15 protein-coding genes are annotated in these 25,820 nt (G+C 34.0%); 6 read left to right on the top strand and 9 right to left on the bottom strand.

Annotation, left to right across the window (positions count from 1 at the left end; genetic code table 11):
* Positions 1-39 precede the first annotated feature (39 nt).
* The 3 genes from QGM60_RS11265 to QGM60_RS11255 all read right to left on the bottom strand — a co-directional run bounded on the left by QGM60_RS11265 (position 40) and on the right by QGM60_RS11255 (position 6,997).
* Positions 40-4,086, bottom strand: a complete 4,047-nt coding sequence (locus QGM60_RS11265; protein ID WP_281140345.1) for a tail fiber domain-containing protein — start codon at positions 4,084-4,086, stop codon at positions 40-42.
* 180 nt (positions 4,087-4,266) lie between these two features.
* Positions 4,267-4,956: a response regulator transcription factor gene (locus tag QGM60_RS11260; RefSeq protein ID WP_281140344.1), complete on the bottom strand. Its 690-nt coding sequence runs from the start codon at positions 4,954-4,956 to the stop codon at positions 4,267-4,269.
* A gap of 88 nt (positions 4,957-5,044) precedes the next feature.
* Positions 5,045-6,997 carry a histidine kinase dimerization/phosphoacceptor domain -containing protein gene (locus QGM60_RS11255; RefSeq protein WP_281140343.1) on the bottom strand — a complete coding sequence of 651 codons (1,953 nt, stop codon included), beginning with the start codon at positions 6,995-6,997 and terminating at the stop codon, positions 5,045-5,047.
* 167 nt (positions 6,998-7,164) lie between these two features.
* Between QGM60_RS11255 and QGM60_RS11250 the strand changes: the two genes are divergently transcribed.
* Positions 7,165-9,114, top strand: a complete 1,950-nt coding sequence (locus tag QGM60_RS11250) for a histidine kinase dimerization/phosphoacceptor domain -containing protein (RefSeq protein WP_281140342.1) — start codon at positions 7,165-7,167, stop codon at positions 9,112-9,114.
* Here QGM60_RS11250 and QGM60_RS11245 read toward each other — a convergent pair.
* The 6 genes from QGM60_RS11245 to QGM60_RS11220 form a co-directional block, all read right to left on the bottom strand.
* Positions 9,095-9,709, bottom strand: coding sequence for a response regulator transcription factor (locus QGM60_RS11245; protein ID WP_281140341.1), 615 nt, complete (start codon positions 9,707-9,709; stop codon positions 9,095-9,097). The two genes, QGM60_RS11250 and QGM60_RS11245, sit on opposite strands and share 20 nt — an antisense overlap.
* Positions 9,710-9,823: 114 nt before the next feature.
* The gene (locus QGM60_RS11240; RefSeq protein WP_281140340.1) at positions 9,824-10,837 is read right to left on the bottom strand and encodes a N(4)-(beta-N-acetylglucosaminyl)-L-asparaginase; all 1,014 of its coding nucleotides are present in this window, start codon (positions 10,835-10,837) and stop codon (positions 9,824-9,826) included.
* Positions 10,838-10,849: 12 nt separating this feature from the next.
* Positions 10,850-12,520 carry an MFS transporter gene (locus QGM60_RS11235; protein ID WP_281140339.1) on the bottom strand — a complete coding sequence of 557 codons (1,671 nt, stop codon included), beginning with the start codon at positions 12,518-12,520 and terminating at the stop codon, positions 10,850-10,852.
* A gap of 144 nt (positions 12,521-12,664) precedes the next feature.
* Positions 12,665-12,895, bottom strand: a complete 231-nt coding sequence (locus QGM60_RS11230) for a hypothetical protein (protein ID WP_281140338.1) — start codon at positions 12,893-12,895, stop codon at positions 12,665-12,667.
* A gap of 2 nt (positions 12,896-12,897) precedes the next feature.
* The gene (locus QGM60_RS11225; protein WP_281140337.1) at positions 12,898-13,722 is read right to left on the bottom strand and encodes a hypothetical protein; all 825 of its coding nucleotides are present in this window, start codon (positions 13,720-13,722) and stop codon (positions 12,898-12,900) included.
* Between the two features lie 3 nt (positions 13,723-13,725).
* Complete coding sequence (locus tag QGM60_RS11220; RefSeq protein ID WP_281140336.1) at positions 13,726-16,683, bottom strand: GH92 family glycosyl hydrolase; 2,958 nt, start codon at positions 16,681-16,683, stop codon at positions 13,726-13,728.
* Between the two features lie 263 nt (positions 16,684-16,946).
* On the opposite strand from QGM60_RS11220, the gene QGM60_RS11215 reads away from it, so the two are divergent.
* The 5 genes from QGM60_RS11215 (at position 16,947) to QGM60_RS11195 (ending at position 25,803) form a co-directional block, all read left to right on the top strand.
* Positions 16,947-18,926, top strand: a complete 1,980-nt coding sequence (locus tag QGM60_RS11215) for an LruC domain-containing protein (RefSeq protein ID WP_281140335.1) — start codon at positions 16,947-16,949, stop codon at positions 18,924-18,926.
* 174 nt (positions 18,927-19,100) lie between these two features.
* Positions 19,101-21,395 carry a family 20 glycosylhydrolase gene (locus tag QGM60_RS11210; protein WP_281140334.1) on the top strand — a complete coding sequence of 765 codons (2,295 nt, stop codon included), beginning with the start codon at positions 19,101-19,103 and terminating at the stop codon, positions 21,393-21,395.
* 1 nt (position 21,396) lies between these two features.
* Entirely contained in the window at positions 21,397-22,086 is a 690-nt protein-coding gene (locus QGM60_RS11205) for a copper homeostasis protein CutC (protein WP_281140333.1), read from the top strand.
* Positions 22,076-24,544 carry a glycoside hydrolase family 2 protein gene (locus QGM60_RS11200; protein ID WP_281140332.1) on the top strand — a complete coding sequence of 823 codons (2,469 nt, stop codon included), beginning with the start codon at positions 22,076-22,078 and terminating at the stop codon, positions 24,542-24,544. The genes QGM60_RS11205 and QGM60_RS11200 overlap by 11 nt, the downstream gene beginning before the upstream one ends.
* Positions 24,545-24,573: 29 nt before the next feature.
* Positions 24,574-25,803, top strand: coding sequence for a metallophosphoesterase (locus QGM60_RS11195; protein WP_281140331.1), 1,230 nt, complete (start codon positions 24,574-24,576; stop codon positions 25,801-25,803).
* Positions 25,804-25,820: the final 17 nt, after the last annotated feature.

Below are 25,820 nucleotides of genomic sequence, written 5' to 3'. Positions count from 1 at the left end.
ACTAATTCTCAATTATCAGTTTAATCTTTTGAAAACGGTCTATTTATTTTCTAGTGCTAATATTCTTGCTTCTAGGGTTTCAAGTTTTTTTAGTTTTTCTTTTAAGATTGTGTTTTCTTGTTTAAGAGTTTCAACCTCTTCTTTAAGTTCTTGTACGGCTTTTATAGCTATAACACCTGTGGCACTATAATCCATATGGTAGATATCCTCATCTTCATGATACGTAATTAACTCAGGGTAGATTTTTTCCACATCTTGGGCAACCATTCCAATGTAGTTTTTACCTTCATCATCTGCTTTATATTTATAAGTTAATGGTTGTAAGTTCATAAAGTCATCCCATGAAAAATAGAGGTTTTTGAAGTCCTTTTTGAGTCTTCTGTCGGATGTTGCTGTATATGCACCAGATATATCATTAATATTAGATATTATCGTAGTTCCTTGATTGCTAGAAAAAAACCTTAAATCATCAGTTCCAGAAGAAACGTACATGCGGAACCAACTATTATTATTTATGTTTTCTAATTTCATACCGTCGGCATCACCATTATTACCATGATACAGATGAAGATCAATATCTGGTAAACCACCAATACCTACATTATTCTCTCCTGCATCTATTCTAAACATATTAGCTCTGCCAGAAGATTCAATCCTAAAATCTCTATCTAAACCTTGTTCATTAAATACAAATTGAGTATTCATATCTAAATCTACTGAGATATTACCGTTTTCTCTAAGAATAAATCTGGCGTCATCCCCATCATCTAGCATTTGGGCTAGGATTGTACCGCCTGTATCTTCATCTCTCCAATATAGGTCTCCACCTAAAACAGTGTCACCATTATCAAGTACAGAAAATTTACCTGTTCCAGCATCTTGAATAATAAAGTCTCCATTTCCATTTAGATTAAAGCGAGTGTCAAAATTACCGTAAGTTATATTGGTGTCTTGGGTAAGTGCCCCTCCCCATCTTATATCGTTACCTACTTCAGTTAGTCCATTACTAGCGGTACTACTTTCTGCGGCATCAGACCAAGTTAAACCTCCAGAACCATCGGTTACCATTAATTGTCCAATAGTACCATCTGCAGTAGGAAAAGCATAACCACTATCTGATGGATTATTCACTTGTAATTCTCCGTTGGCTCTTAGAATATTGTTATCAAATTCACCGTAGATTAATGGTGCGTTGGAGCTTGAGTTTTCAATGTATAATTTATTATCACCTGTTGCATTATATCCAGAATTATAACCAATAAAAACGTTGCCAGATTTGCTTTCAGCTGTACCATCTCCTCCACCAGATTCCGTACCTATATATACATTCTGAGAGGATGTAGTATCTGAGTCACCTGCTCTAAATCCGATAGCAATATTATCATTACCATTATTAGCATCGGTGAGAGAATAGGAACCAATTGCTATATTATTGTTGTTTTCTTGGGAATTATATAATGCGTTAACACCTAAACCTATATTATGTGATCCTATAGTATTATTATATAATGTTCTAAAACCGATACTTGTATTATAATTTCCACTAGTATTAAAATATAATGCTCGGTTACCAACTGCCATATTACAAGTTGCATTATTGCTATTGTACATAGCTTGATATCCTATACTCGTATTATATTGGCTACCTACAGAAGAAAACCCATTTTGGTAACCAATAAATGTATTTCTATTGTCTCCAAGGTCATCATTTTCACCAGCCTGTTCTCCAATAAATAGAGAATTACTGCCATTAATCATTTCTAATTGTCCTTTAGTAGTTAGACGCATGTGTTCATTATTATTAACTCTAAAGCTAAGCTCTTGGTTATCGGTTGTGCCAATAAAATTAGTTGATGGATTTGTACCAGAGTTACCAGAAAGAGACCAGAAATGCGAATCACCGTCAACAAAACTCACTTGCCCCAAACCATTAGTTGCCATGACTTGGTTGGCTGTACCGTCTGTTAGTGGCATATCGTAGGCATCATTAATGTTCATTAAGCCATTTTTGTAAATAGTTAATGCATTACTTTCAGCACTACTACTGGTTCCGTTACCAATTACAAAAAGTGGGTCTGCACTTTGCCATGTAGTAATGTTCCCAGAAACCAACGAATTATTATACTGGCCGATTACAGTTTCATAAGCAGAAGTAGCAATTGTAGAATGTCCTAAGGCCGTACTATTAACTCCAGCAGCATAAGTGTTTCTACCCATAGCAATACTGTAATCATTATTAGCAATAGTATTTGTTCCAAATGCTGTACTAAAATTTGCATAAGCATTAGCAGATTCACCAAAAGCAAAACTGGCATAACCTTGAGCATATGAACTATTACCAAAGACTAGACTATAATCAGCGTCAGCATGAGAACTCGAATTATTACCAAACACAAAACTGTATTCTCCGCCAGCAGTTGAGTTAGCACCAAAAGCGGCACTGTAAGCACCAGCTGCGATAGCCAGTTGACCAACTGTAAGACTATAATCACCTATTGCCTGAGATTGGTTTCCAGAGGCAATACTGTATGTGCCATATGCATATGTAAGAGCACCAAAAGCACTGCTAAGACTACCTTCTGCGTGTGTATTAGATCCAAAAGCAATACTGTGATCACCTTCTGCATGTGTGGTTTCTCCAAAGGCAAGGCTATAGTCACCTTCAGCAATTGTAGAATAGCCAAAAGCAGTACTGTGTGATGCACCTGCGGCAGTATTATCGCCAAATGCCATGCTATAGTCCCCTTCAGCCGTTGTGTCATAACCAAAAGCAGTACTATAATCACCGACACTTGTGCTTTCCCATTGCCCTCCCGACACAGTTCCAGCTCTAAAGGCTGCTTGGTTAGGATTAAAAAACATACGTGTACCAGCACCAGTAACTTCTGAGTCTATTGTGTTTCCGTTACCAAAAGATCCCGAGACCACAAAACCATCTTCACCATTTATACTTACAGCTCCATTGTCTGCAGTGATAGTTCTTCCATTACCAGCACCTCCTTCATCATAAGCTTGGTCTAAAGTATTATGGCTAATTGATAATAACGATGACGGATCAACAAAATTTACCTGACCAGAACCATCTGTAGCCATAACATAATTAGTGGTGCCATCGGTAGAAGGTAAATTATAGCCATTGCTTCCCGTTGTTCCTATATATACATCACCTAAAAAGTAACCAGAATAACTGCCTGTTTTAAGAACACTTGAATAAACACCATAATGAGTACCACCTGCAGTTGTAATTATATTGACGTCTAAACCTTTTTTAGTGCCTGTACCTGTACCACCCATATAGGCTTCAAATCCTGTTCTGTATCCAGTACCTCCGGATTCAATACTATTTCTGTATCCAACAAAATTACCATTTATAGTCCATGCTGGTGCAAGTGTATTTAAAAATCCGTAGGCAAAAGGAAATGAGCCCGAATTAAAATAGTTTTGTACACCATAAATATTTTGGCCACTTGGTAAGGAATAGTTTGAGAAACTATTAGATAATCCTGATGTAGCTCTTTGAAGGTTTGTGAAATACTGAATTATACCAGTTGTTCTACCTGGTGATGTGTTAGATGATGAATCAAAAGTTTGGTTTATTCCTGTTAGAATTGCAGCACCAGTTGCTTCATATGTTGCTTCAATACCTACTTTATTATCAGTTGTGTTTGAAGTGCCATCTATATATAAAAAATCATTTCCACTTCTTAGTTCTACTGCACCATCAGTGGTATTTATAACCCTTCCATTGCCAGCACCACCTTCGTCATAGGCTTCATCTAAAGTGTTTTTTGCTCCTGAAGCAAGAAATACCCAAGTAGAAGTGGTGCTATTCCAATAATAAAAGCCTTTACCAGAAGCTCCGCTTCCTGTGTAAAAGATTAACATACCATCTTGTGCTGCTGCAGGTGAAGCTGGAAAATTGCTCATGCGAGGAATTAAAATACCATCATTGTTTGCAGGAGTTGTAGTACTGCTTGCTGAAATGTCTAAACTAGCCTGCGGATTGGTATTGCCAACTCCGACTTGTGAAAAAAGTGAAATAGAATAAAATAGGGTTAAAGCAAAGAATAATAATTTTGTCTTCATAGCCTTATGTTTTTGAGTCTGTTGTCTGAGAAATAACATGCAAAATAAATTGCAGTAGAGAAGTTATTTTAAGACATTATAACTGATTAATAGCTATGTGAAATTAGTTTGCTAGAGGCAATCTAACGTATTGATTTTAGTGAAAACCTTATTTTTTTTAGTGAAAACAATACAACCAAATTATATGCTTTTCAACCTTTCGGTAACTAGGCTTTTTTGAGACGCACTTAAAGGGATGGAATCGTTATCTAGAAAGAGAGAATTCTTGTCTACACTATGTATATGTTTCAAATTAACCACATAAGAACGGTGTGATTTTAGAAAGAAATCACCTTTTAGTTCTTCGGAAATATGTTTTAAAGTGTGAGGTACAAGAAAAGTTTCTGTATTAGTTACTATATAGCAATAGTTGTCATAAGCTTTTAAGTACTTTATGGTTTCTTCATTTATACGATGAAATCTTCCTTCGTGTCTTATCGTTATGAAATGCTGTTGCGATTGATTATAATTATGCCAGGCAAGTTCAATATTGGTGCGTAACCCTGTTTCCGTAAAAGGCTTTACAATATAGCCAAGAGGGTTTGTTTGTTTTACAAGTTCTATAGTACTTGGATCAGTTTGCGAGGATAGAAATAGATAGGGTATTTTCTTTTGATCTAAAGCTTTAGCCAAATCTACACCATCTTTTTCGCCAGTTATTTGAATATCAATAAGTGTTAGATCGGGTTTTAATAATTCTATATCTCTAAGTGCTGTATGATAGTCTTCTGCATCACCAACAGCATAGAAGCCTTGTTTTCTTAAAGCCACCTCTATAGTAGAAACTATTATTGGCTCATCTTCTACAATGTATATATTTAAAGATTTCAAATGTTTTATTTTAAAAGGTTAAAATAGTTTGATGCTGAATTTTTCATTTTTTTTCTTTAGTGAATGCCTCATATTTTTTAGTGAAAAATCATAGTATGGTAAACTTAGATATTTCTAGTATAGCCTCAGTACCTATATTTATTTCTGACTTGTAATTTAAAGTAGCTTTAAGCTTTTTAGATAGCGCTTTCATTAGAGTAATACCAAATGAAGTGTTTTTTACATCACCTTCAAACCCTTTGCCGTTGTCTATAACCTTAAGTATTAGCTTATCATTCTCTGAATAGAATTTTATATGAATTTTGCTTTGAGCTGTTATGTCATCAAAAGCATGTTTTATTGTATTCACTATTAATTCATTCAAAATAAGACCTATTGGAGTAATGGTTTCAATGTCTAGAATTAAAGATTCAACGGTAAGGCTATATTTTATAGGTTCGGTTTTAAATTGATGGCTTTCAAAAATATCACGGACTAAATCTGTAAAATAATCCTCAGTATTGATACCGACTAATTCATCTTTGTTATACAATTTTTGGTGAATCAACACCATGGATCGTACTCTGTTTTCAGCTTCCTTTATGGCAATTTTTGCTTCTTTATCTTGAACGCTTTCAGATTGTAGGTATAATAAGCTAGACACAATTTGAAAACTGTTTTTTACACGATGATGCGTTTCTTTTAGTAATACATTTTTTTCGTCAATGGATGTTTCTAGAAGTACTTTTTGTTTAGCAAGTTGTATGTTTTTCTTTCTGTTTTTATAAAAGAAAAAACCCAGTACAGCAGCCAATAAAAGTCCTGAACTTGCTAAATATGAATAGAGTTTACTTTCATTTTCTTTCGATTCTAGGGCTAAAGCATTTAATTCTTGAGTTTTACTAAACTCATATTGCATCTCTAGTTGGGTCTGTTTTTTTATGTTCTTTTCATTGAAAATAGAATCGTTAGTTTTAGTAAGAAGCTCATAATTTTCAAAAGCTTTTTGAAAATTTCCAGTAGCTTGATAGGCTTCAGATAAGCATTTACAAGCGTCTGAAATAAGCTCAAGATTTCCTGCGTCTAAAGCCAATGTTTTGGCTTTGCTACAATCTACTATGGCGTCTTTATATCTTTCTATTTCAATAAAAAGAGTCCCTCTATAATTTTTTGCAATGGTTAGATTTTCAATAGTATTAGATTCGTTGTAATAATCATGACATTTATTGAGGTTTTCTAAAGCGTCCTCATATTGCCCTAATTTAGTCTGTGCGTTTCCAATATTAAGATAAGAACTCATGAGAAAGCTTAAAGGTGCTTTTCCTGTTTCTTTTAAAGTTTTTCCTTTTTCAAAAAGTTCAAGGGCTTCTTTGGGTTTACCCTGATTGAGCAATAATTCACCTTTGTTAGATATGATAATGCCTGCATTGATACTCGACTCTAAATTTAATGCACTTTTGTAAGCCGAATCGTAATAATCAACGGCTTTATCAAACTCTTCCATCTGATTATAATAATTAGCCAAGGTATTATTCAGAACCAAATTTGTTCCAACATATTTTTTCTTTTGCTCCTCGTCTAACTTCAAAGTGTCAATTTTATCAATTGCTTGCTTTGATTCTAGCATTGCAGCTATAGCTTGGCTAATGTTACCTCGTTTTCTGTATATGCCGCTTTTAGTCATTAGGTTTGAAGCTCTTAGGAACGGCATTGTTTTATCATTAACATAAGATAAAGACTTATTAATATATATATCTGAAGAATCTAATTCACTATTATAAAAAAAGTAATTTCCTAAAGAATAGTATGTATTGGCATATAACTTCGAGTCTTTATTGGATTTTGATAAGGAAAGCGCTTTATCGATTAAAATTCTAGAATCTTTAGAGTAACGCATTTTTCCAGCATTACTTGTGAGTATTCTTACTTTTTCAAAATTGTTATTAATAGTGTCTAAAGACGATATTATAGAATCAACTTTTTTTTGATTAGTATTAGATGTTTCCTGTGAGTAAAGGGTTAGTGAAAAAAGCAGAACAATAAATAGATAAAGGTTTTTCATGAATGTTAAGTTAGGGATTAACACTTAAATTTAAGAGTTTTCTTATTTTTTTAAGATTAATAGTAGCTGTGTAAAGTTGAAATATTGTACTCATTTGTATTTCATCCTTTTGGGTGATTTTTCGGAATTTTGGTTTTGTATTTTTGCTGTATATGTTATTTAAGTTTATGACAATACTATTTAGATATTTCTTCGTAATTGTTTTTATAAGTGGTTTTTTAAACGCTCAAGATGCTGAACCTGATGCCTATCAGGATAGCTTGCAGAAAGTTATTGATAATAGCACTTCAAAAGCTGTTAAGAAAGCAAGCCTTTTTTTATTAGGAGAACATTTAGTGCAGCGCAACCCTGAATTCGCAGAAGATATTGCTAGAGATATTGAACAGAATTTTCTCAACATTGAAGACAGCGAGGAAATAAGAAGGAACAATTACATATTTGCGGCAAGCCATCGTTGGCAAGGTGATTACAAAACCGCTTTAAATTATTACCAAAGTATTTACGAATATTCAAAAGACAATAAGGATTCTATAGATATTGCTAAAAGTGGGCATTTTATAGGAACCATTAATATGTTTTTGGGTAACAACGTGGTATCTCAAAATCACCTATTAGAAGTTGCTAATATTTATGATAAAATTGGTTCAGCTGAACAGAAAGCCAGAATAAATAATACTTTAGCAGGCTTTTATCTTAATATAGACCAGCTAGAAAAAGGAAAGGATCAATATCTTTTAGCTTTAAGTCAGTTTGAAAAGCTGAATGACAGTACAGGTATGGCAAGTGCTAATGCCAATTTAGGATTGCTTTACACTGAATTGGGTGAGTTTGATAAAGCTGAGATGCACCTAATGAAACAAAAATCATTAAACAAAGTATTTCCAACGTTAAGGGAAATGGGCTTTCATCATGATTTTTTAGGATTATTAAGACAAGAACAAGGACGTTTAGAAGAAGCTTATCAAGAACACCTTAAAGCTTTAGATATACGTGAAAATTTAAGTAGTACTTATAATCTTTGCGAATCAAAATTAAATATGGGTGAAGTACTGATAAAATTAAAAAGATATCCAGAAGCCATAGAGCAATTAAATGATATTTTTAGATACGATGAGCACCAATCTTTATACCAACAACAAACAGCCTATAATTTATTGTCTGAAGCCTATGAGAAAAGCGGTAGACATAAAGATGCTTTAGAAAATTTTAAAGCCTATAAAAAGATCAGTGATTCAATATACTCTGAAGAATCCTTAGAAGTTATAGCGGAAAAAGACGCGCAATACGAAAGACAAAAAAAAGATGCCGAAATTGAACTTTTAAATAAGGAAGGTGAGGTAACAAAAGCTAATCTTTCTCGCTCAAAAGTAATTTTGATAGGTACAATAATTTGCTTGGTTTTATTCCTAATAGTAGTTATAGCCTTGTATAAATTATATACTAAAATAAAGTCCAAAAACTATATTATAACAAAAGCCTTAAAAGATAGAGAGCTGTTGTTGCACGAAACACATCATCGTGTTAAGAATAATTTACAAATGATTTCAAGTTTGTTAAATCTTCAATCAAAATATGTTGAAGACAAAAAAGCATTTGAAGTATTGCAAAATGGAAGGAATAGGGTGGAATCTATGGCGATTTTGCATAAAAATCTATATGCAGGCGAAGATTTGAATATGGTGAATCTTCAAACGTATTTTGAAGGTTTAGCACAAAGTATTTTTAATTCGTATCATAAATCAGATAAGGAATTTAGTGTAAAAGTTAAAGCTAAAAATATTTTAATGAATGTTGAATCTGTTATTCCTGTAGGTTTAATTGTAAATGAACTTGTTACCAATTCATTAAAGCATGCATTTCCTAAAGGCCAGATTGAACAGCCTGAAATAATTATAGAAATGACTGAAAGCAACTCTGATTATTGTCTTATCGTAAAAGATAATGGTATTGGAATAAATGATGCTATTCTTCAAAAAACAGCAACAGAATCTTTTGGACAACGATTAATACAATCATTAACCAAAAAGTTAAAGGCTAAAATTGAAGTAAAAAATGATTCAGGAACTCAGGTTTTTGTAACTATTCCTAAGAAAAAAACTAGTGTAGTAATTGATTGAGAAGCGACATAGTTTCAGAACGTGTGTGGGTGTCTAACTTTTCGTAAATATTCTTAATGTGTGTTTTTACGGTATTGATACTCACAAACTGTTCGTCTGCTAACTGCTGATTGGTTTTGCCATCATATAATCCTTTTAAGATATCGAATTCTTTTTCAGTCAAAGGGTTTACAATAACATTATTGATGACGTCTCTATTAAGCTCTAAGGGTAAAATGAATTTAGAGAAATTATGTAAGGCAATTTCAATACTAGAGAATAACTCTCGTTCATTAAAAGGTTTTACAACATAACCCATAGGAAGCGTTTGCTTGGCCTTATCTAAAATTTCCTTTCCTGAATAAGACGTCAGGTATAAAAATGGGACTTTTCGATTTTTGTTAATATAATTTGCGATATCGAAACCTTCATAATTTCCTTCAAGATTAATATCTAATAAAACTAAATCGGGTTTGTTTTCGCTGATATGACTTAAAGCTTCGTCCTTATCATAAGCGATACCAACAACATGGTAGTCAATACTACTAAGCATGTCTTTGATGTCCTCTGCAATTATTGGGTCGTCTTCTACAATTAATACTCTTATTGCTGACATAGGGATTATTTCAGAATAAAGTTATGAAGTTTTACTTTATGCGAAAATTAAGTTTTTTTGTCAGTCTATTACAATTTGTTCGATAAGATGTAAGATAATTACTAATAAAAGAAGTTAAGAATTGTTTTTAAGGAAATAATCTGATTGAATTTGCTCGTTTTTGCCATCTTGAAATTTAGTCATGCTAAACCACTGATGAATAGAGTAACTCCCAGTTTCTCCTTTTTTATTTACAGCAATATAACCAACTTGAAAATCTTTATAGTTACTGTTGGGTTTACTTACAATTCTACTAATGGCTTCCTCACAAGCTTGTTGAGGTGATTTGCCTTGTCGCATCAGTTCTACAACCAAAAAACTCCCAACTGTTTTCACAACTTCTTCTCCGAGACCTGTAGCTACACAACCTCCAATTTCATTGTCTATGAATAATCCTGAACCGATAATTGGGGAATCTCCAACACGACCTTGCATTTTGTAGGCCAATCCACTTGTTGTACAAGCTCCTGAGATGTCACCATTTTTGTCAATGGCTAGCATACCAATGGTGTCATGGTTTTCAATATTGATTATAGGTTTATATTCTGATTCCACTTTCCACACTTCCCAGGCTTTTTTAGAGCTCTCGGTAAGTAAATCTTCAGCTTCAAAACCATTTGATAAAGCAAATTGCTTAGCTCCTTCACCAGCAAGCATTACATGTGGTGTATCTTCCATTACTTTTCTGGCTACGGAAACGGCATGTGTAATGTCTTTTAGGAATACAACCGACCCACAATTACCATCCTTGTCCATAATACAAGCATCCAAAGTAACGTTCCCATCTCTGTCTGGCAGACCACCTTTGCCTACTGAGCTGTTTTTTATGTCAGCTTCTTCAACCATACAACCTTGCTCAACAGCGTCTAAAGCTGTTCCTCCAGATTGCAATATTTCCATAGCTTTTGCTGTGGCATTTTCCACATACCAAGTCGCAATCACTAAAGGCAATGATGCTTTTTGAGTTGTAGAAATAGGAGTTGTATTGTTCTCTTTTTTAGAAGTGTCTTCACAACTCAATAGCGAATTTGTAACGGCTAATCCGGCACTTGTTAATGCTGCACTTTTTATGAATTTTCTACGTTGCACAATTTTAGTTTTTTAATATTCAACACCTTGTTTATCTAAAACTGTCTTAGTTCTAAAAGCGTAAAACAGAAGATAGGCAAAACAGGCTACAGCCATCCAATACGATGATTGAATTGAAAATACATCTGCTAATTTACCTTGCACAGGCGGAATAATGGCTCCACCTAAAATCATCATTATTAAGAATGAAGAACCTTGAGAGGTGTATTTTCCTAACCCAGCAATACTTAATGTAAAAATACAAGGCCACATTATAGAGCAAAATAAACCACCAGATAAGAAAGCAAATAAAGCTACATTTCCAGAAGAGAACAAACCAATTAACATTGCTATAACTCCTAAGAGACTAAAAAGTTTTAAGGTTTGAACAGGATTGTCTTTTGCTAAGAAAAAACCTCCAATTTGAACGGCTATACAAACAGCAAAAAATAAAATTTCATCAGAACTGAAGCTGTACTTTATAGAATTGACAAGTATGATGACACCAAAAGCAATGTAAGGTACAATGATAAGCAGGGCTTTTTTAAGCCCTTTACTTGGATTAAAAACCGTGATAGCACCAACCCAACGACCAATCATTAATCCACCCCAATACAATGAAATATATGAACCGAGTTGAGAATCGTTAAGAGCAGGAAGACCAAGCATATTTAAACCTGAATTTTCGATTTCTTGTTTTAAAAGTTCCCCTAAATTACTTCCTACAGTAACTTCAACACCAACGTATGTAAAGATTGCAAGCATACCTAAGACCAATTGTGGATACTTCATAGCACCCCAACCCTCTGGCTTTTTTGATGCGCTAGTATATGCGTAAAACACTGCAACAACGACAGAAATTAGGGCAATAAATAATAAAATCAACCTTAGTCGTTCTAATTCTTCGTTAGTATCATTTTTTCCAACATACGAACCAATTACATATCCTATACATCCCAGAACGACGATTGTCAATAAAATAAGTAAGTTTCTGGCTTTATTAGCGGGTTCAAAAGCGGTTTCAGATTTTAAGGCTGGTAATTTTTTAGAGAAATAGAATAATGCTGCTGCAGCTAAAAATAATCCGCCAACTCCAAGGTAGAGTTGTTGTACTGTCATTAGCGTAATTTCATTATTGGCAATCATTGAAGCCAATTCATCAGAGCTCCAACTTGCAGAACCAAAAATGACTAAACTTACCACAACAGGACCTATAGTTGTTCCAAAGGAATTAATTCCACCAGCTAAATTCAAACGATGCGAGCCAGTCTTTGGGTCACCAAGTGCGATAGCAAATGGGTTGGCAGCCGTTTGTTGCAATGAGAATCCTAAGGCAACAATAAAATAAGCAATAAGAACCAAGTAGAATACTCCAGTTTGACCTTGTTCGGCGCCAGCAGTTACAGGATACATTACAAAAGCACCGACGGCTGAAAGCAATAAACCGTAGATAATCCCATTTTTGTAGCCCCAATTATTCATAATGTCTTTTTTGATAGAACCAGACAGAATGAATAATAACAAAGCACCAATATAATATGCTCCATAAAAGGCAAAATCTACCAATTGCGATTGAAACTGGTCAATGTTAAAATACGTTTTACAAAAAGGAATAAATACACTGTTAGATGCAGCAATAAATCCCCAGAAAAAGAAAACGGTGACTAAGGTTGCTAAAGCCGATTTGTTGTTTTGATTGCTCATATAGTTTTTGTTAGTTAGATTCTAGTTCTTGACCAAATTGTAATCTGTAACCATTGTTGTCAAAAATAGCAAACTCTCGCATGCCATATTCAAAATTCTCAATAGGATAGCAGATATCAGCTCGGTCTTTAAGTATTTGCCATATTACATTAATATCATCCACATAGATGTACAATCCACCAGTAAAAACGGGTTTTGGAAATTTATCTTCGTAAAAACGTAAGATAGCATTATTTCTACATCATCCTTTTTTAAAAACGCCCAATTATTGGCATCTCTGCTAATACATTTAAAGTCTAAAAACGATTCATAAAACGCAATGGTTTTATCCATACTCTCGACTTCTAATGTTGAAACTAACGAGTTAAAGGCCATTTTTATTTTAACTTTTTAGAGTATATGCGACATTTAATAGAGTGATCTATAAAATAACTACTTTCATAATATTCGTTAGGTATATTATCATTGAAATCTTCTTCAGTTTTTTCTTGATATTTTCTCCGGCATTTCAAAAACTTTTCGAAATCTATACCCTCATCGATATAGGAATTGCGATCTTCTTCATAAACCTCATTAAATAAAGCTATTGATTCGCTATCCCATTTTTTTTGAGCAGGAACAAAAATGTCATCGAAGTAGAGTTCAATTATTTTTTGTGTCGTTTTAATCCCAAATAATCTTTCGTTATATAAATCATTATATGGCATATACTTCCATTTTTTGGATTCTTCTGTCCAATAGGTTAGAATGTATCCTCTTGATTTAGTAGTTAAAACCTCAAAATTGTCTTCAGAATATTTGGTAAGTTCACTGTCTAAAAATGCTTTGTAATCTTTTAAATAAAAATTGTTTGCATTTCCTTGTATTTTTAATGAACTGGTATATTCAACAATTTTAAAAAACACATCATTTATTTCTCTAGTAGAACTGATTTTTTCAATTAGTATGTCTTGAGAAATAATGTCCCCTTCTTTAAAAAAAGTAGAATTAATAATATTTCTTACACTATCTAAATGTTTATATAGTTTCTCCTTTGGTACCGAATCTTTAACTTTTGAAGGAATACTTTCAAAATAGTCGTTATTTGTGAAATTACCTTTTGCTAAATTGACAATTTTAGTTTTCTCACTTTGTAAATTATAGGTGGGTTTACAAGAAAAAAAACATAGGATTATAAATAAAAAGACTAAAGATTTTTTCATTATTTATCTTATCGAAATTTCATCAGCAAAAATCCAACTTCTACCATCCATTGGATAGCCTAAATGCCATTCAGGTAGCTCTCCTAATTTCTTGGCAATTATTTTTACATGTTTATATTCTGCTGTTGGAATTTTAAACTCAACAGTTTTAATTTCAATTTCATTATTTCTGTCTCGCGTGTTTATCTTTTGCGATGGTAAAGCTTTATAGTTTATACCATCTTTTGAAACGAAGCATTGCACTTCTGTTGGGTAAAAAATCCACGCACCTTGATCTTGTAAAAAGTTCACAGAAATAGTATTGATAGCTTTTTGCCTTCCTAGATCAACTGTTGCTACCAAATCTGTATTATGGTAACCTTGCCAACTGCCTGTTCTGTAGTTTTTGGTGCTACGAATACCGTCAATTAGTGCATCGTTTCCACCAGCAGAATACTGGTTGGCAAATTCACTTTCTAAAGAGATACTTAAGTTTGGATCAATCTTATAAAATGGTGTGGATAATACATTACTTGAATTTCCATAACCATCTGAAGCATACATTCTAATATTAGAAGGCTGAGATATTGTGAATGGATTTCTATAAACTTTAAAATCAGAACCATCAATACTATAAAATATCTCAGTGGCAGATGATACAATTCCTAGGGAAACTTTAGTTGAATCTCTAAAAGTGATATCGCCTTTTTCAATAAATGGTGACGGTAAAATAATATGATCTGTTATTTCGATTTTTGGTTCTTGTCCAATTTTAGTACCCCAATTCGTTGGACTATCCGTCATAAAAAACTCTAGGTTTCCACCTGAAACAACTTTATCGTGATTTAGATAAGTGATATCTAAATCTTCTCCGTTAAGTTTTGCAGATTCAATATAAATATTGGTATCACTAAGATGATGAGCGGTAATATTAAACTGCTTTCCGTTTTCTAGATTAATGGTTGCTTTGTCAAAAAGAGGTGTTCCTATGACATACTCATTACTTCCAGGAGCTACAGGGTAAAACCCTAAGGAACTCAACACATACCAAGCGCTCATTTGTCCACAATCTTCATTTCCAGAAACTCCATCAGGATCGTTTTTATAGAGTTCGGTTAAAATTTGATGAACTTTCTCTTGCGTTTTGTGTGGCTTGTTTACAAAATTGTAGAGGTAAGCCATATGATGACTTGGTTCGTTACCATGAGCATATTGGCCGATTAATCCTGTGATATCAGCTTGATGTCTTCCAGAAGTTTCAGCGTTTGCAGAGAATAACTGGTCAAGTTGTGACTCTAAAGCGTCTTTTCCGCCGAGCAAATCCATAAAGCCAGAAATATCCTGAGGAACATAAAAACTATACTGCCATGAATTAGCTTCGGTATAGTTAAAATTGACTTCATAAGGATCAAAAGGAGTGAACCAAGTATTTCTAAAACGACCACGCATAAATTTACTTTCAGGATCGTAAACATTCTTGTAATATTGCGCACGTTGAATATAGGTTTTATAATCGTCGTCCTTGTTCATCGCTTTTGCCATCTGTGCAATCGTCCAATCATCATAAGCATATTCCAAAGTTTTGGAAACCGATTCGCTTTCTTCATCAACAGGAATAAAACCATATTTTTTATAAGATTCTAACCCGAATTTATCACGAGTAGCTGAATGTTTCATAGCCTCAAAAGCTTTTTCGGTATCATAATTTCTGATGCCTTTTAAATAGGCGTCGGCAACAACAGGAACGGCATGATAACCAATCATACAGTCAGTATAATTTCCTGATAAATCCCACATTGGCATAATCCCACCTTCATCATATTTTGCTAAAAACGTATTGATGAAATCATTGGTTTTGTCCTGTTCTATAATAGTGTAAAGTGGATGAGCCGCTCTATACGTATCCCAAAGTGAAAATACTGTGTAATAATCGAAATCTTTAGTTTCGTGAATTTCTAAATCCATACCTCTATAGCGACCATCAACATCTTGATAGATATTTGGTGCAATCATAGTATGGTAAAGTGCAGAGTAGAAATTGGTTTTCTTGTCTAAGTCATCACTTTCTATGACAATTTTTTCAAGTTGAGATTCCCATTCTTGTTGTGCTTCTTGCTTTACGGTTTCAAAATCTTTGGTTAAAACTTCAACTTCCAAATTTTTATAAGCACCAGCTTCATCAACGGCAGAAATTCCTGCTTTAATGATGATTGGTTCGTTGTTTGGGTTTTCAAATTGAATGATGGCCTTTTTACTTTCAAACTTGTAATTTTTACTTACAGCCACACCTTCGCCGTCATCATAAACAATTTCTTTTATTGGATGTGAAAACTTAATATGATAGAACAAACGCTGATCTTTAGCCCAAGCTGAAGAATGTCTAAGTCCATTGATTTCAGTATCATTCAGCTTATTAATTTTATAGTCTAATAATTTGTCGCGATGATCTAGATCCAAAACCACATACTGATTTTCAGCTGAAGGAAATTGATATTTATGAATACCACTTCGTTTAGAAACTGTCAGTTCAACATCAATATTTGTTGAATCTAAGTACACTTTATAGTAGCCAGGTTTAGCACTTTCATTCTCGTGTGAAAAGTGAGCTCGGTAACCCGATTTTCCATCAGATCCATTGTTAAAATTCACTTTATCAGTAGGCATTAAAAGCACATCTCCATAGTCACTTATACCTGTACCGCTTAAGTGTGTATGTGAAAATCCGTAGATATATTCATCTGTGTAATGATAGCCAGAGCAACCGTCCCAACCTTCTAAACGTGTGTCTGGACTCAACTGCATCATCCCAAAAGGCATTGTTGCGCCAGGATAGGTGTGACCGTGGCCACCAGTACCAATAAATGTATTGACGTAATTGGTTAATGGTTGATCTTTTTGTGCAGGTTTTAGATTTGTGGTTTCGCTACACCCAAATAAAAGTAGGATAGCAGTACATGCGGAAATAAACTTAAGATGTTTCAAAAGAATACTAGTTTTTAATGCAACTAATATACTAAAATGCCAAGCAAGAATGTAGTTCTTGTTTTTAATTATGATTACTGCTTGTGCTTAAATAAGTTAACTGATTTATTATCTTGAAATAAGATGAGGTTAAGAGATTAAGTTGAGAAAACCATTTGTCTTTACTTATTGATCATTAAACGACTGAAAAATCCATCCCAGCGATTTTCACCAGTTTACGTCTTCAAAGTGACCGACATTTGAATTCAGTTAAATTTTTAGTCATGAAAAAAATACTATTCATACCATTGCTTTCCTTTTTTGTTTTGTCTTCATGTAGTAAGGACTTGGAAAGCATAGAAAACGATTCGTCTGATTCAATAGGTAATGTTATTTCAGAGCTTAACATTCCTGCAGATTTTAATTTTGTTACCACTTCGGAAATAGAAATTGAAGTTGAGGTAAAAAGTGTCACAGATCAAGCTTTATCAGGTGTTAAGGTTAGCTTTTTTACAAAACATCCAGATTCTGGTGGAACATATTTATCTTCTGGATTGACCAATTCAACAGGTGTGCTAAATACTAAAATTCAAGTGCCAACATATTTAGAAAATTTATTCGTTCAAGTTCATAGTGTAGGTTTTGCAAATCAAAAAACCGAAGTTGTATCACCAAATATGAGCCTAACTTTTGGAGGAATTCCAGAAGAAAGGTCAGATGAATATCATAACAGAAATTCAAACAACGCTATTCCGATATCTGACAATTATTACTATATGGGAAGTTATAATACAGGAGGAACAATGGGATTGCCTCATTATCTTGAATCTGAAAGTGATAATTTAAGTCAAGAGTTTTTAGACGGAGTGAATGCTTCTCTTCCAGAAAACAAACCTGTTCCAGATTTTAATCCAGAATACTTAACTTCAGGAAACGAACTTGATGTTGTAGTAACAGATCTGAGCGATGTTTGGGTCACTTTTGTGACTGAAGGTGCAGGCTATAAAAATGCTTTAGGTTATTATGTTTTTGATACCCAAAACCCACCTGCGAATCCAAGTGAAATAGATTCCATTTATGTGGTCTTACCTAATGCTTCATTGGCTTATTCAGGTGGTGAACTTTATGCTGGTGATAAAGTCAGACTAGGAACTTTTCAAGCAGGAAAAACCATTTCTTGGGTACTTTTTCAAAATGCATGGACAGGATCTGGTACAAATGTAAATACGACTAAATTTTATTCTCGATCAGATTTCAATACTGTGGAAAGCGACCCAAATATGCGGCAACATACCGTTCAGCTAGCGGATTTTGGAAACCAACGTTTATTAAATGGTTTTGAAGATCAAACACGATCTCAGGGTAGTGATAATGATTTTAACGATTTAATATTTTATGTTTCGGCCAATCCATGGGAAGCTATTGAAATAGGAAGTATTCCACAAGTAACTCCGAGTACGGATAATGATGGAGATGGGGTTTCAAATGAAAGTGATGATTTTCCAGATGATCCATTAAGAGCGATCAGAAACACATACACAGGCTCTTTAGCTTTTGAAGACCTATGGCCAGCTCAAGGCGACTACGATTTTAATGATATGGTCATTGACTATGAAATAGATCACATTCTTAACGGAAACAATCTTCTGGTCGATATAGAAGCGGATTGGAATGTTAAGGCGGTTTTTGCAAGTTTTAATAATGGTTTTGGTGTACAGTTAAAGAATCTTCCATCTAACAATGTAGCGAGTGTAAGTGGTTTACACCTAACTAATAATATTATTACTGTTAACGGAAACAATACTGAGACAAATCAAGACAAAGCAACTATGATATTCTTTGACAGTGTAGTTGATGTTATTCAAACATCTCCAGATAATGTTGTGAGCTCAATAATTAGTTTTAATAATCCAGTCTCACAAAATCTAACAGGATATCCACCTTATAACTCATTCATTTTCGTAAACGGAGATCGAAGTAAAGAAATCCATTTACCAGGACATCAGCCCACAAATCTTGCCGATGAGCAATTATTAGGTACGTCTTATGATGCTAGCAATTCGGCAAATGGTTATTATTACAAAACCTCAAATGGCTTGCCATGGGCTATCAATATATCAGAGTCGTTTGACTTTCCTGATGAAGGATATCCTATTAACGAAGCTTATCATTTCTTTTCAAATTGGGCCACGAGTGGTGGTAATATTCACAAAGATTGGTATAGAGATCTCCCTTCTAATAGGGACGCAAGTAAAATTCATTAACTGTTCATAATTTGGTTAAGTTTGGGTCTCGGATGTTGCTTTTTAACATTCGGGACTTTTTTGGTTAAAAAGATTTCATATGATGGAGTCGATTTGTGATTAGTGTAAAAAATTAAACTGAAGTTTTGATGACCTTAAAATAGATTCCTAATTTTAAGCAGTTAAAACACCAAAATGCATATCAAGAAATTAATAAGTCTTTTTATTCTGTCGTTAATATTTGTGAATTGCAATGAGAATTCAATTCAAACTATTCAACCGCAGATTATACCAATTCCAGATTCCGTAGAATTAACCGATTCTTTTTTTACTATTGACGAAAGTACAGGAATAACTTACGATGACAACTTTAAAGTTAGTGCTCAATTTTTAAAAGATTTTATTGAAAGCGGAAGTTCAATACATCTGAAAGAAGGAACCGATATTAAATTTAAGCTGGATGAAAATTTAAAGCCTGAAGCTTATCATTTAACGGTTTCAAAAGAAGGAATAACAATTAAAGCATCAACGGATCAAGGTGCGTTTTATGCTGTGCAAAGCTTAAGGCAAATAATGCCTGTTGATCTGGAAAATGATACGTTCTCAAAAAATGAAATCAATATTCAAGCTGTAACTATAAGAGATCAACCACAGTTTAAATATCGTGGTATGCATCTCGATGTGGCAAGGCATATGTTTTCTGTTGATTTTATCAAAAAGTACATTGACGCTTTAGTTTTGTTGAAGATGAATACATTTCATTGGCATCTTACAGACGACCAAGGTTGGCGAATTGAGATTAAAAAATATCCAAAATTGCAAGAGGTTTCAGCATACAGAGATGAAACTTTGGTAGGACATTACAGTGACCAACCACATCAGTTTGATGGTAAACGATATGGAGGTTACTACACGCAAGAGGAAGTTAAGGCTGTTGTTCAGTATGCTAAAGCGCGGTTTGTTACTGTAATTCCAGAAATAGAAATGCCAGGTCACGCACAAGCTGCCATTGCCGCTTATCCAGAGCTAGGTTGTACAGACGAACCCGTTGAGGTTGCCAAAAAATGGGGAGTTTTTGAAGAGATTTATTGTCCAAACCAAAAAACCTTTGCGTTTTTAGAGGATGTTTTGGATGAGGTTTTAGAACTGTTTCCGAGCAAATATATTCACATAGGAGGAGATGAAGCTCCTAAAACACGTTGGAAAAATTGTGAACATTGTCAAAAGCTGATTAAGAAAGAAGGCTTAAAAGACGAACACCATCTGCAAAGCTATTTCATTACCAAAATGGAAGCCTATCTCAACTCAAAAGGGAGACAAATCATTGGTTGGGACGAAATTTTAGAAGGTGGTTTGGCACCCAATGCAACGGTAATGTCTTGGCGAGGTACGAATGGAGCAGTTGAAGCTGCAAAATCTGGACATAATGTGGTTATGACTCCAACATCACATTGCTATTTTGATTATTACCAATCTGAAAATGAGGATGAACCTTTGGCTATTGGAGGTTTTTTACCGTTGGAAAAAGTGTATGGTTTTAATCCAATTCCAGAAGAATTAACAATAGAAGAATCAAAATATGTTTTAGGTGCTCAAGGCAATATTTGGACAGAATATATTCCAACTGAAAAACATCTTGAATATATGACATTTCCGAGAATGTTGGCGTTGAGTGAAGTGGTTTGGTCTCAACCTCAACATAAGAATTACAAGGATTTTGTTTCGAGGTTAGAAAACTTTCATCAGCGTTTAAATGCTTTAGATATTAACTATGCCAATCATCTTTATGAAATTGAAGGCGATTTAATTTCAGATGAAGGCAAGTCGTATTATGAATTAAAAACTCTCACAGAAGGCAAGAGTGTTCGTTATACTTTAGATGGAAGCGAACCTACCATAAATTCAAAAGTTTACGAATCTAAAATTCCGATTACCGAAAGTTCAACAATCAAAGCTGCTGTATATAATGATGAAAAACAATTAGGTAAAACCTTCACACAATACATTAATTACCACAAAGCAGTTGGAGCAAAAATTACGATTGATAAACAACCACACAAAGCCTACTCTGGTAGTGGAGCAGAAGGTTTAATAAATGGTATTTCAGGAAGTGATTCACGCTATGGAGATAAAGAGTGGTTAGGGTTTTGGGGAGAAGACATTGAGATTACTATTGATTTTAAAGAGCCAATAAAAATTGATTCAATAGAAACAAGATTTTATGATGGTAATGGGCAATGGATATATACACCAGAACACATAGCAATTAGAATTATTTTTGATAATGATGAAGTTATAGCAAATAAATTTTTACCAGAAAGTTCGGGGAATCCAAACTTGAAGAACGTGTTTTGGGAACAATCAATCTTATCCAATAGACCAATAAAAAGAGTAAAGTTACTTGTTCCAAACTACGGCATAATCCCAGAGGGTAAACAAGGTGCTGGCAACAAAGCTTGGACCTTTATTGATGAGATCATTGTAAATTAATATGAAACTAGAAATCTGCGCCAACTCATACCAATCAGCAAAAAATGCTTGCGACGCAGGAGCACATCGCATAGAATTGTGTCAAGAACTCTCGGTTGGTGGCATTACACCATCTTACGGTTTATTGAAAAAAGTAATTGAAGAGTTAGATATTCCGGTTTTTGTATTGATACGTCCTCGAAGTGGCAATTTTGTGTATTCTGATGATGAATTTCAAATCATGAAAAACGATATTCAAGTCTGTAAAGATTTAGGTTGCAAAGGCATCGTTTCCGGTATATTGAAACCTGATGACACTATAGATGTTGAACGAACAAAAATTTTGATAGACCTTGCCAAACCTTTGTCATTTACATTCCATCGTGCTTTTGATGAGGTTAAAAACCCAAAAGAAGCCTTATTACAACTTATAGAACTTGGTGCTAATCGTGTGCTGACTTCAGGTAAAAAAACAACCGCAGAAGAAGGCTTAGATCTTTTAAAAGAATTGAATGTTTTAGCCAAAAATAGAATCACAATTTTAGCAGGAGGAGGAATCACTTCAAAAAATGCAAACTTGTTTAAAGAAGCAGGATTAACTGAAATTCACGCTTCTGCATCTTCAACAAAGAAACAGGATGATGGTATGTTTTCTGTGCCAATAACCTTTTCAGACCCAATGAAAATAAAAGCCATTTTAGATGCGATATAGTCTACTGTTGTTAATAATTATCTGTTTTAGCTGTCAACCAAAACACGATTTACCAACTACGATAAATCTCAATGAAAATTGGCTGTTCAAAAAAGTAACAGATACTGTGTGGCATTCGGCTACGGTTCCAGGAAATGTGTTTTCAGACTTGTTGCATCATCAACTTATTGAAGATTCATTTATTGGTAATAATGAAGAAAAAGTACAATGGGTTTCAGAAACCGATTGGGAATACAAAACCACTTTTTCATTAAGTGAAGACTTGCTCGAAAAGAAACATTTTGAGCTCAATTTTGAAGGTTTAGATACGTATGCTTCGGTTTATTTGAATGATAGTCTCATTTTAAAAGCCAACAACGCATTCAGAAAATGGGAATTAGATGTAAAATCACTTTTAAAACTTGAAAATGAGTTGCGACTAGTTTTTGAAAGTACCTCTAAATATGAAGCAGAAGCACAAGAAAAATCATCTTATGAGCTACCGGAAGGCGAGCGTATTTTTACTAGAAAAGCACAATTTCAATATGGCTGGGATTGGGGACCAAAATTGAACACAAGCGGTATTTGGAGGCCGATAAAGTTAGTGGCTTGGAATGAAGTTTATCTGAAAAAAGAGAATACATATGTTGTACAAAGTCAGCTTACAGATTCTTTAGCTGATTTTAATATTTTACTTGAAGATTACCCATCAACAGAATACTCTTACGAGATTTATGTTAATGATAAACTTAATCAGTCGTATGAAAGGTTGCCTTCAGATATGACAGGCCTTGTCTCATTTCAAATTAAAAATCCAAAACTTTGGTGGCCACATAATCTAGGTGAACCATACTTATACGATATTAAGGTTGTAGTAAAAGAAGGTATAAAAATTTTAGATAGCATTTCAACAAAGTATGGCATTCGTGATATTGAGTTGGTTACAGAGAAAGATAGTATTGGAGAATCCTTCTATTTTAAAGTCAATGATGTTCCTGTTTATGCCAAAGGTGCTAATTATATTCCACAGCACAGTTTTCAAAATGAAGTAAACAATGAAGATTATGAAAGACTCTTAAGTGATGTTGTAGATGCCAATATGAATATGCTCAGAGTTTGGGGAGGCGGTATTTATGAAGACGATAAGTTTTATGACTTGTGCGATGAAAAAGGTATTTTGGTTTGGCAAGATTTTATGTTTGCCTGTGCAATGTATCCTGGCGACACGGAGTTTTTAGATAATGTTGCTAAAGAAGCTGAGCAGAATGTAAAAAGGTTACGAAATCATCCATCTATTGCACTTTGGTGCGGTAATAACGAAAGCTCTGAAGGTTGGAATCGTTGGGGCTGGCAAGCCGACAGAAGTGAAAAAGAGAAAGAAGACATATGGAACAATTATCTAAGGCTTTTTGACAGTATGCTTCCAAAAGCTGTGAATCAATATTCAAATACCAGTTACTGGCAAACGTCGCCAAAATATGGAAGAGGCAATCCGTTGTACAAGTCAGAAGGCGATGCTCACGATTGGTGGATTTGGCACGATGGTTATACTTTTGAGCATTTGGAAGAGAATGTGCCACGATTTATGAGTGAATTTGGGTTTCAGTCGTTTCCGAGTTACGAGGTCATTCAATTCATAAATCAAAAGGATAGTGTGGATATTACTTCCGAAGGGTTTAAAAATCATCAAAAACATTCCAGAGGATTTCAAATAATAGACGATTATATGCAGCGCGATTTTCCAGTGCCTGACTCAGCAGAAGATTATGTATATATAAGCCAGTTGTTGCAAGCTTATGGCATTACTAAAGGTATTGAAGCACAAAGAAGAGCAAAACCTTATAATATGGGCTCGTTGTATTGGCAACTCAATGATTGCTGGCCTGCAGTTTCTTGGAGTAGTATCGATTATTTTGGGAATTGGAAAGCTTTGCATTATAAAGCCAAAAGAAGTTTTGAGGATGTTTTAATCTCTTCAAAGGTTGAAAATGATATTTTAAAAACTTGGATTGTTAATGATAAATTAGATAAGATAACAGGTCAGTTGACTTTGAGATTAATGAAATTTTCAGGAGAAGTTATTTGGTTTAATGAAGAGCAAATATCGGTCGAGCCACTTTCAAGTGAAGTGAAGTTTCAGTTAGATTTAAAAAACTTAGACTTCAATAAAGGCGAAACTGTTTTAGTTTCAACTTTCAATGGTGAATCATCATTTTTCTACTTTGTGAAGCCTAAAGATTTGAAATTAAATCAAGCCAAAATTCAAAAAATAGTCACTAAAACTAATGATGGTTTTTCCATAGAGTTGTATTCATCAACACTTCAAAAAGATGTGTTTTTGTATACAGATGCTAAAGGTGATTTTTCTGATAATTTCTTTGATTTAATGCCTAATGAACCAAAAACTATTCAATTCCAAACGAAATCAAAAAGCCTAGACAGCCTACAAATCAAAACCTTTAACACTTTCATAAGATAACTAGAATGGCATATGCGTAAATTTGTCTTATGACAAGATGGATTATTTTTATTGTAGTTTATATACTACTTACAGCTTATGGTTTTCAAGCGATAAAGACCATAACAAAACAAGTTTGGGTTCATTATCTTTTTCTTGCGGTAGCATTAGTAGTCGTAGGAAATTTTATACTTCAATTTACAGTAGTTAGCGAAGGACGTGTTCTAAGTCCTGCAAAAAGTTATGCTTTTGGTTTTCTTTTGACGTTTATGTCATTAAATATAGTCCTAGTTCCAATTCTTTTAGGAGAAGATATTATTAGAGGGGTTTTCGGGTTGTACGATAGGTTTATAGCAAAGCGTGAAGCCTTTTATATTCCTGAGAGAAGAAAGTTTATAAGTCAGATTGGTTTAGGTTTGGCAGCTATTCCTTTCGCTTCGCTGCTTTATGGAATGTACAAAGGAAAGTACAATTTTAGAGTATTGAAGTACACACTTCATTTTGAAGATTTACCAGATGCTTTTGATGGTTATCGAATTACTCAAATTAGTGATATTCATTCAGGGAGTTTTGATAATAAAGAGAAAATAGACTATGCGGTTAACTTGATAAATAAGCAAGAGTCTGATGTGCTTCTTTTCACCGGAGATATGGTGAATAATAAGGCTACGGAAATGTTGCCTTGGAAAGAAACATTTGCCCGTATTAAAGCAGCAGATGGTAAATATTCCGTTTTAGGAAATCATGATTATGGTGATTATGTAGATTGGGATTCTGAAGAAGCAAAAGTTCAAAATCTTGAAGATTTAAAAGCAATTCAAAAAGAGATTGGTTTTGATTTATTGCTAAATGAGCATCGTTATCTCGAAAAAGATGGACAAAAAATTGCTCTTATTGGTGTAGAGAATTGGGGTAAAGGCGGTTTTAAAAAAGCAGGTGATCTAAAGAAAGCATCATCTCAAATACAACCAGACGATTTTAAGGTTTTAATGAGTCACGATCCTAGTCATTGGGATGCAGAAGTATTAGCTCATGATTATCATTATCATTTAACCTTAAGTGGTCATACACATGGTATGCAATTTGGAATTGAAATACCAGGTTGGATAAAGTGGAGTCCTGTAAAATGGCGTTACAAGCAGTGGGCAGGTATATATGAGCAATTAGGTCAATATATAAATGTAAATAGAGGTTTTGGCTATTTGGGCTATCCTGGTCGCGTGGGAATCTGGCCAGAGATTACAGTTATAGAACTTAAAAAAGGAGTAAAAGAAGCATAATTGTTGAGAAATTAGTA

It is taken from the genome of Winogradskyella sp. SYSU M77433 (assembly GCF_029911945.1).
Classification (GTDB): domain Bacteria; phylum Bacteroidota; class Bacteroidia; order Flavobacteriales; family Flavobacteriaceae; genus Winogradskyella.
The sequence above is the reverse complement of the archived record's forward strand: the minus strand, read 5'-3'. Positions and strand labels throughout refer to the sequence as shown.

What these genes read in the sequence shown, in the direction of transcription:
- QGM60_RS11265 (WP_281140345.1), bottom strand. Translation starts at nt 4,086, where the DNA reads ATGAAGACAAAATTATTATTCTTTGCTTTAACCCTATTTTATTCTATT.
- QGM60_RS11255 (WP_281140343.1), bottom strand. Translation starts at nt 6,997, where the DNA reads ATGAAAAACCTTTATCTATTTATTGTTCTGCTTTTTTCACTAACCCTT.
- QGM60_RS11250 (WP_281140342.1), top strand. Translation starts at nt 7,165, where the DNA reads ATGACAATACTATTTAGATATTTCTTCGTAATTGTTTTTATAAGTGGT.
- QGM60_RS11245 (WP_281140341.1), bottom strand. Translation starts at nt 9,709, where the DNA reads ATGTCAGCAATAAGAGTATTAATTGTAGAAGACGACCCAATAATTGCA.
- QGM60_RS11235 (WP_281140339.1), bottom strand. Translation starts at nt 12,520, where the DNA reads ATGAGCAATCAAAACAACAAATCGGCTTTAGCAACCTTAGTCACCGTT.
- QGM60_RS11230 (WP_281140338.1), bottom strand. Translation starts at nt 12,895, where the DNA reads ATGGCCTTTAACTCGTTAGTTTCAACATTAGAAGTCGAGAGTATGGAT.
- QGM60_RS11225 (WP_281140337.1), bottom strand. Translation starts at nt 13,722, where the DNA reads ATGAAAAAATCTTTAGTCTTTTTATTTATAATCCTATGTTTTTTTTCT.
- QGM60_RS11215 (WP_281140335.1), top strand. Translation starts at nt 16,947, where the DNA reads ATGAAAAAAATACTATTCATACCATTGCTTTCCTTTTTTGTTTTGTCT.
- QGM60_RS11210 (WP_281140334.1), top strand. Translation starts at nt 19,101, where the DNA reads ATGCATATCAAGAAATTAATAAGTCTTTTTATTCTGTCGTTAATATTT.
- QGM60_RS11205 (WP_281140333.1), top strand. Translation starts at nt 21,397, where the DNA reads ATGAAACTAGAAATCTGCGCCAACTCATACCAATCAGCAAAAAATGCT.
- QGM60_RS11200 (WP_281140332.1), top strand. Translation starts at nt 22,076, where the DNA reads ATGCGATATAGTCTACTGTTGTTAATAATTATCTGTTTTAGCTGTCAA.
- QGM60_RS11195 (WP_281140331.1), top strand. Translation starts at nt 24,574, where the DNA reads ATGACAAGATGGATTATTTTTATTGTAGTTTATATACTACTTACAGCT.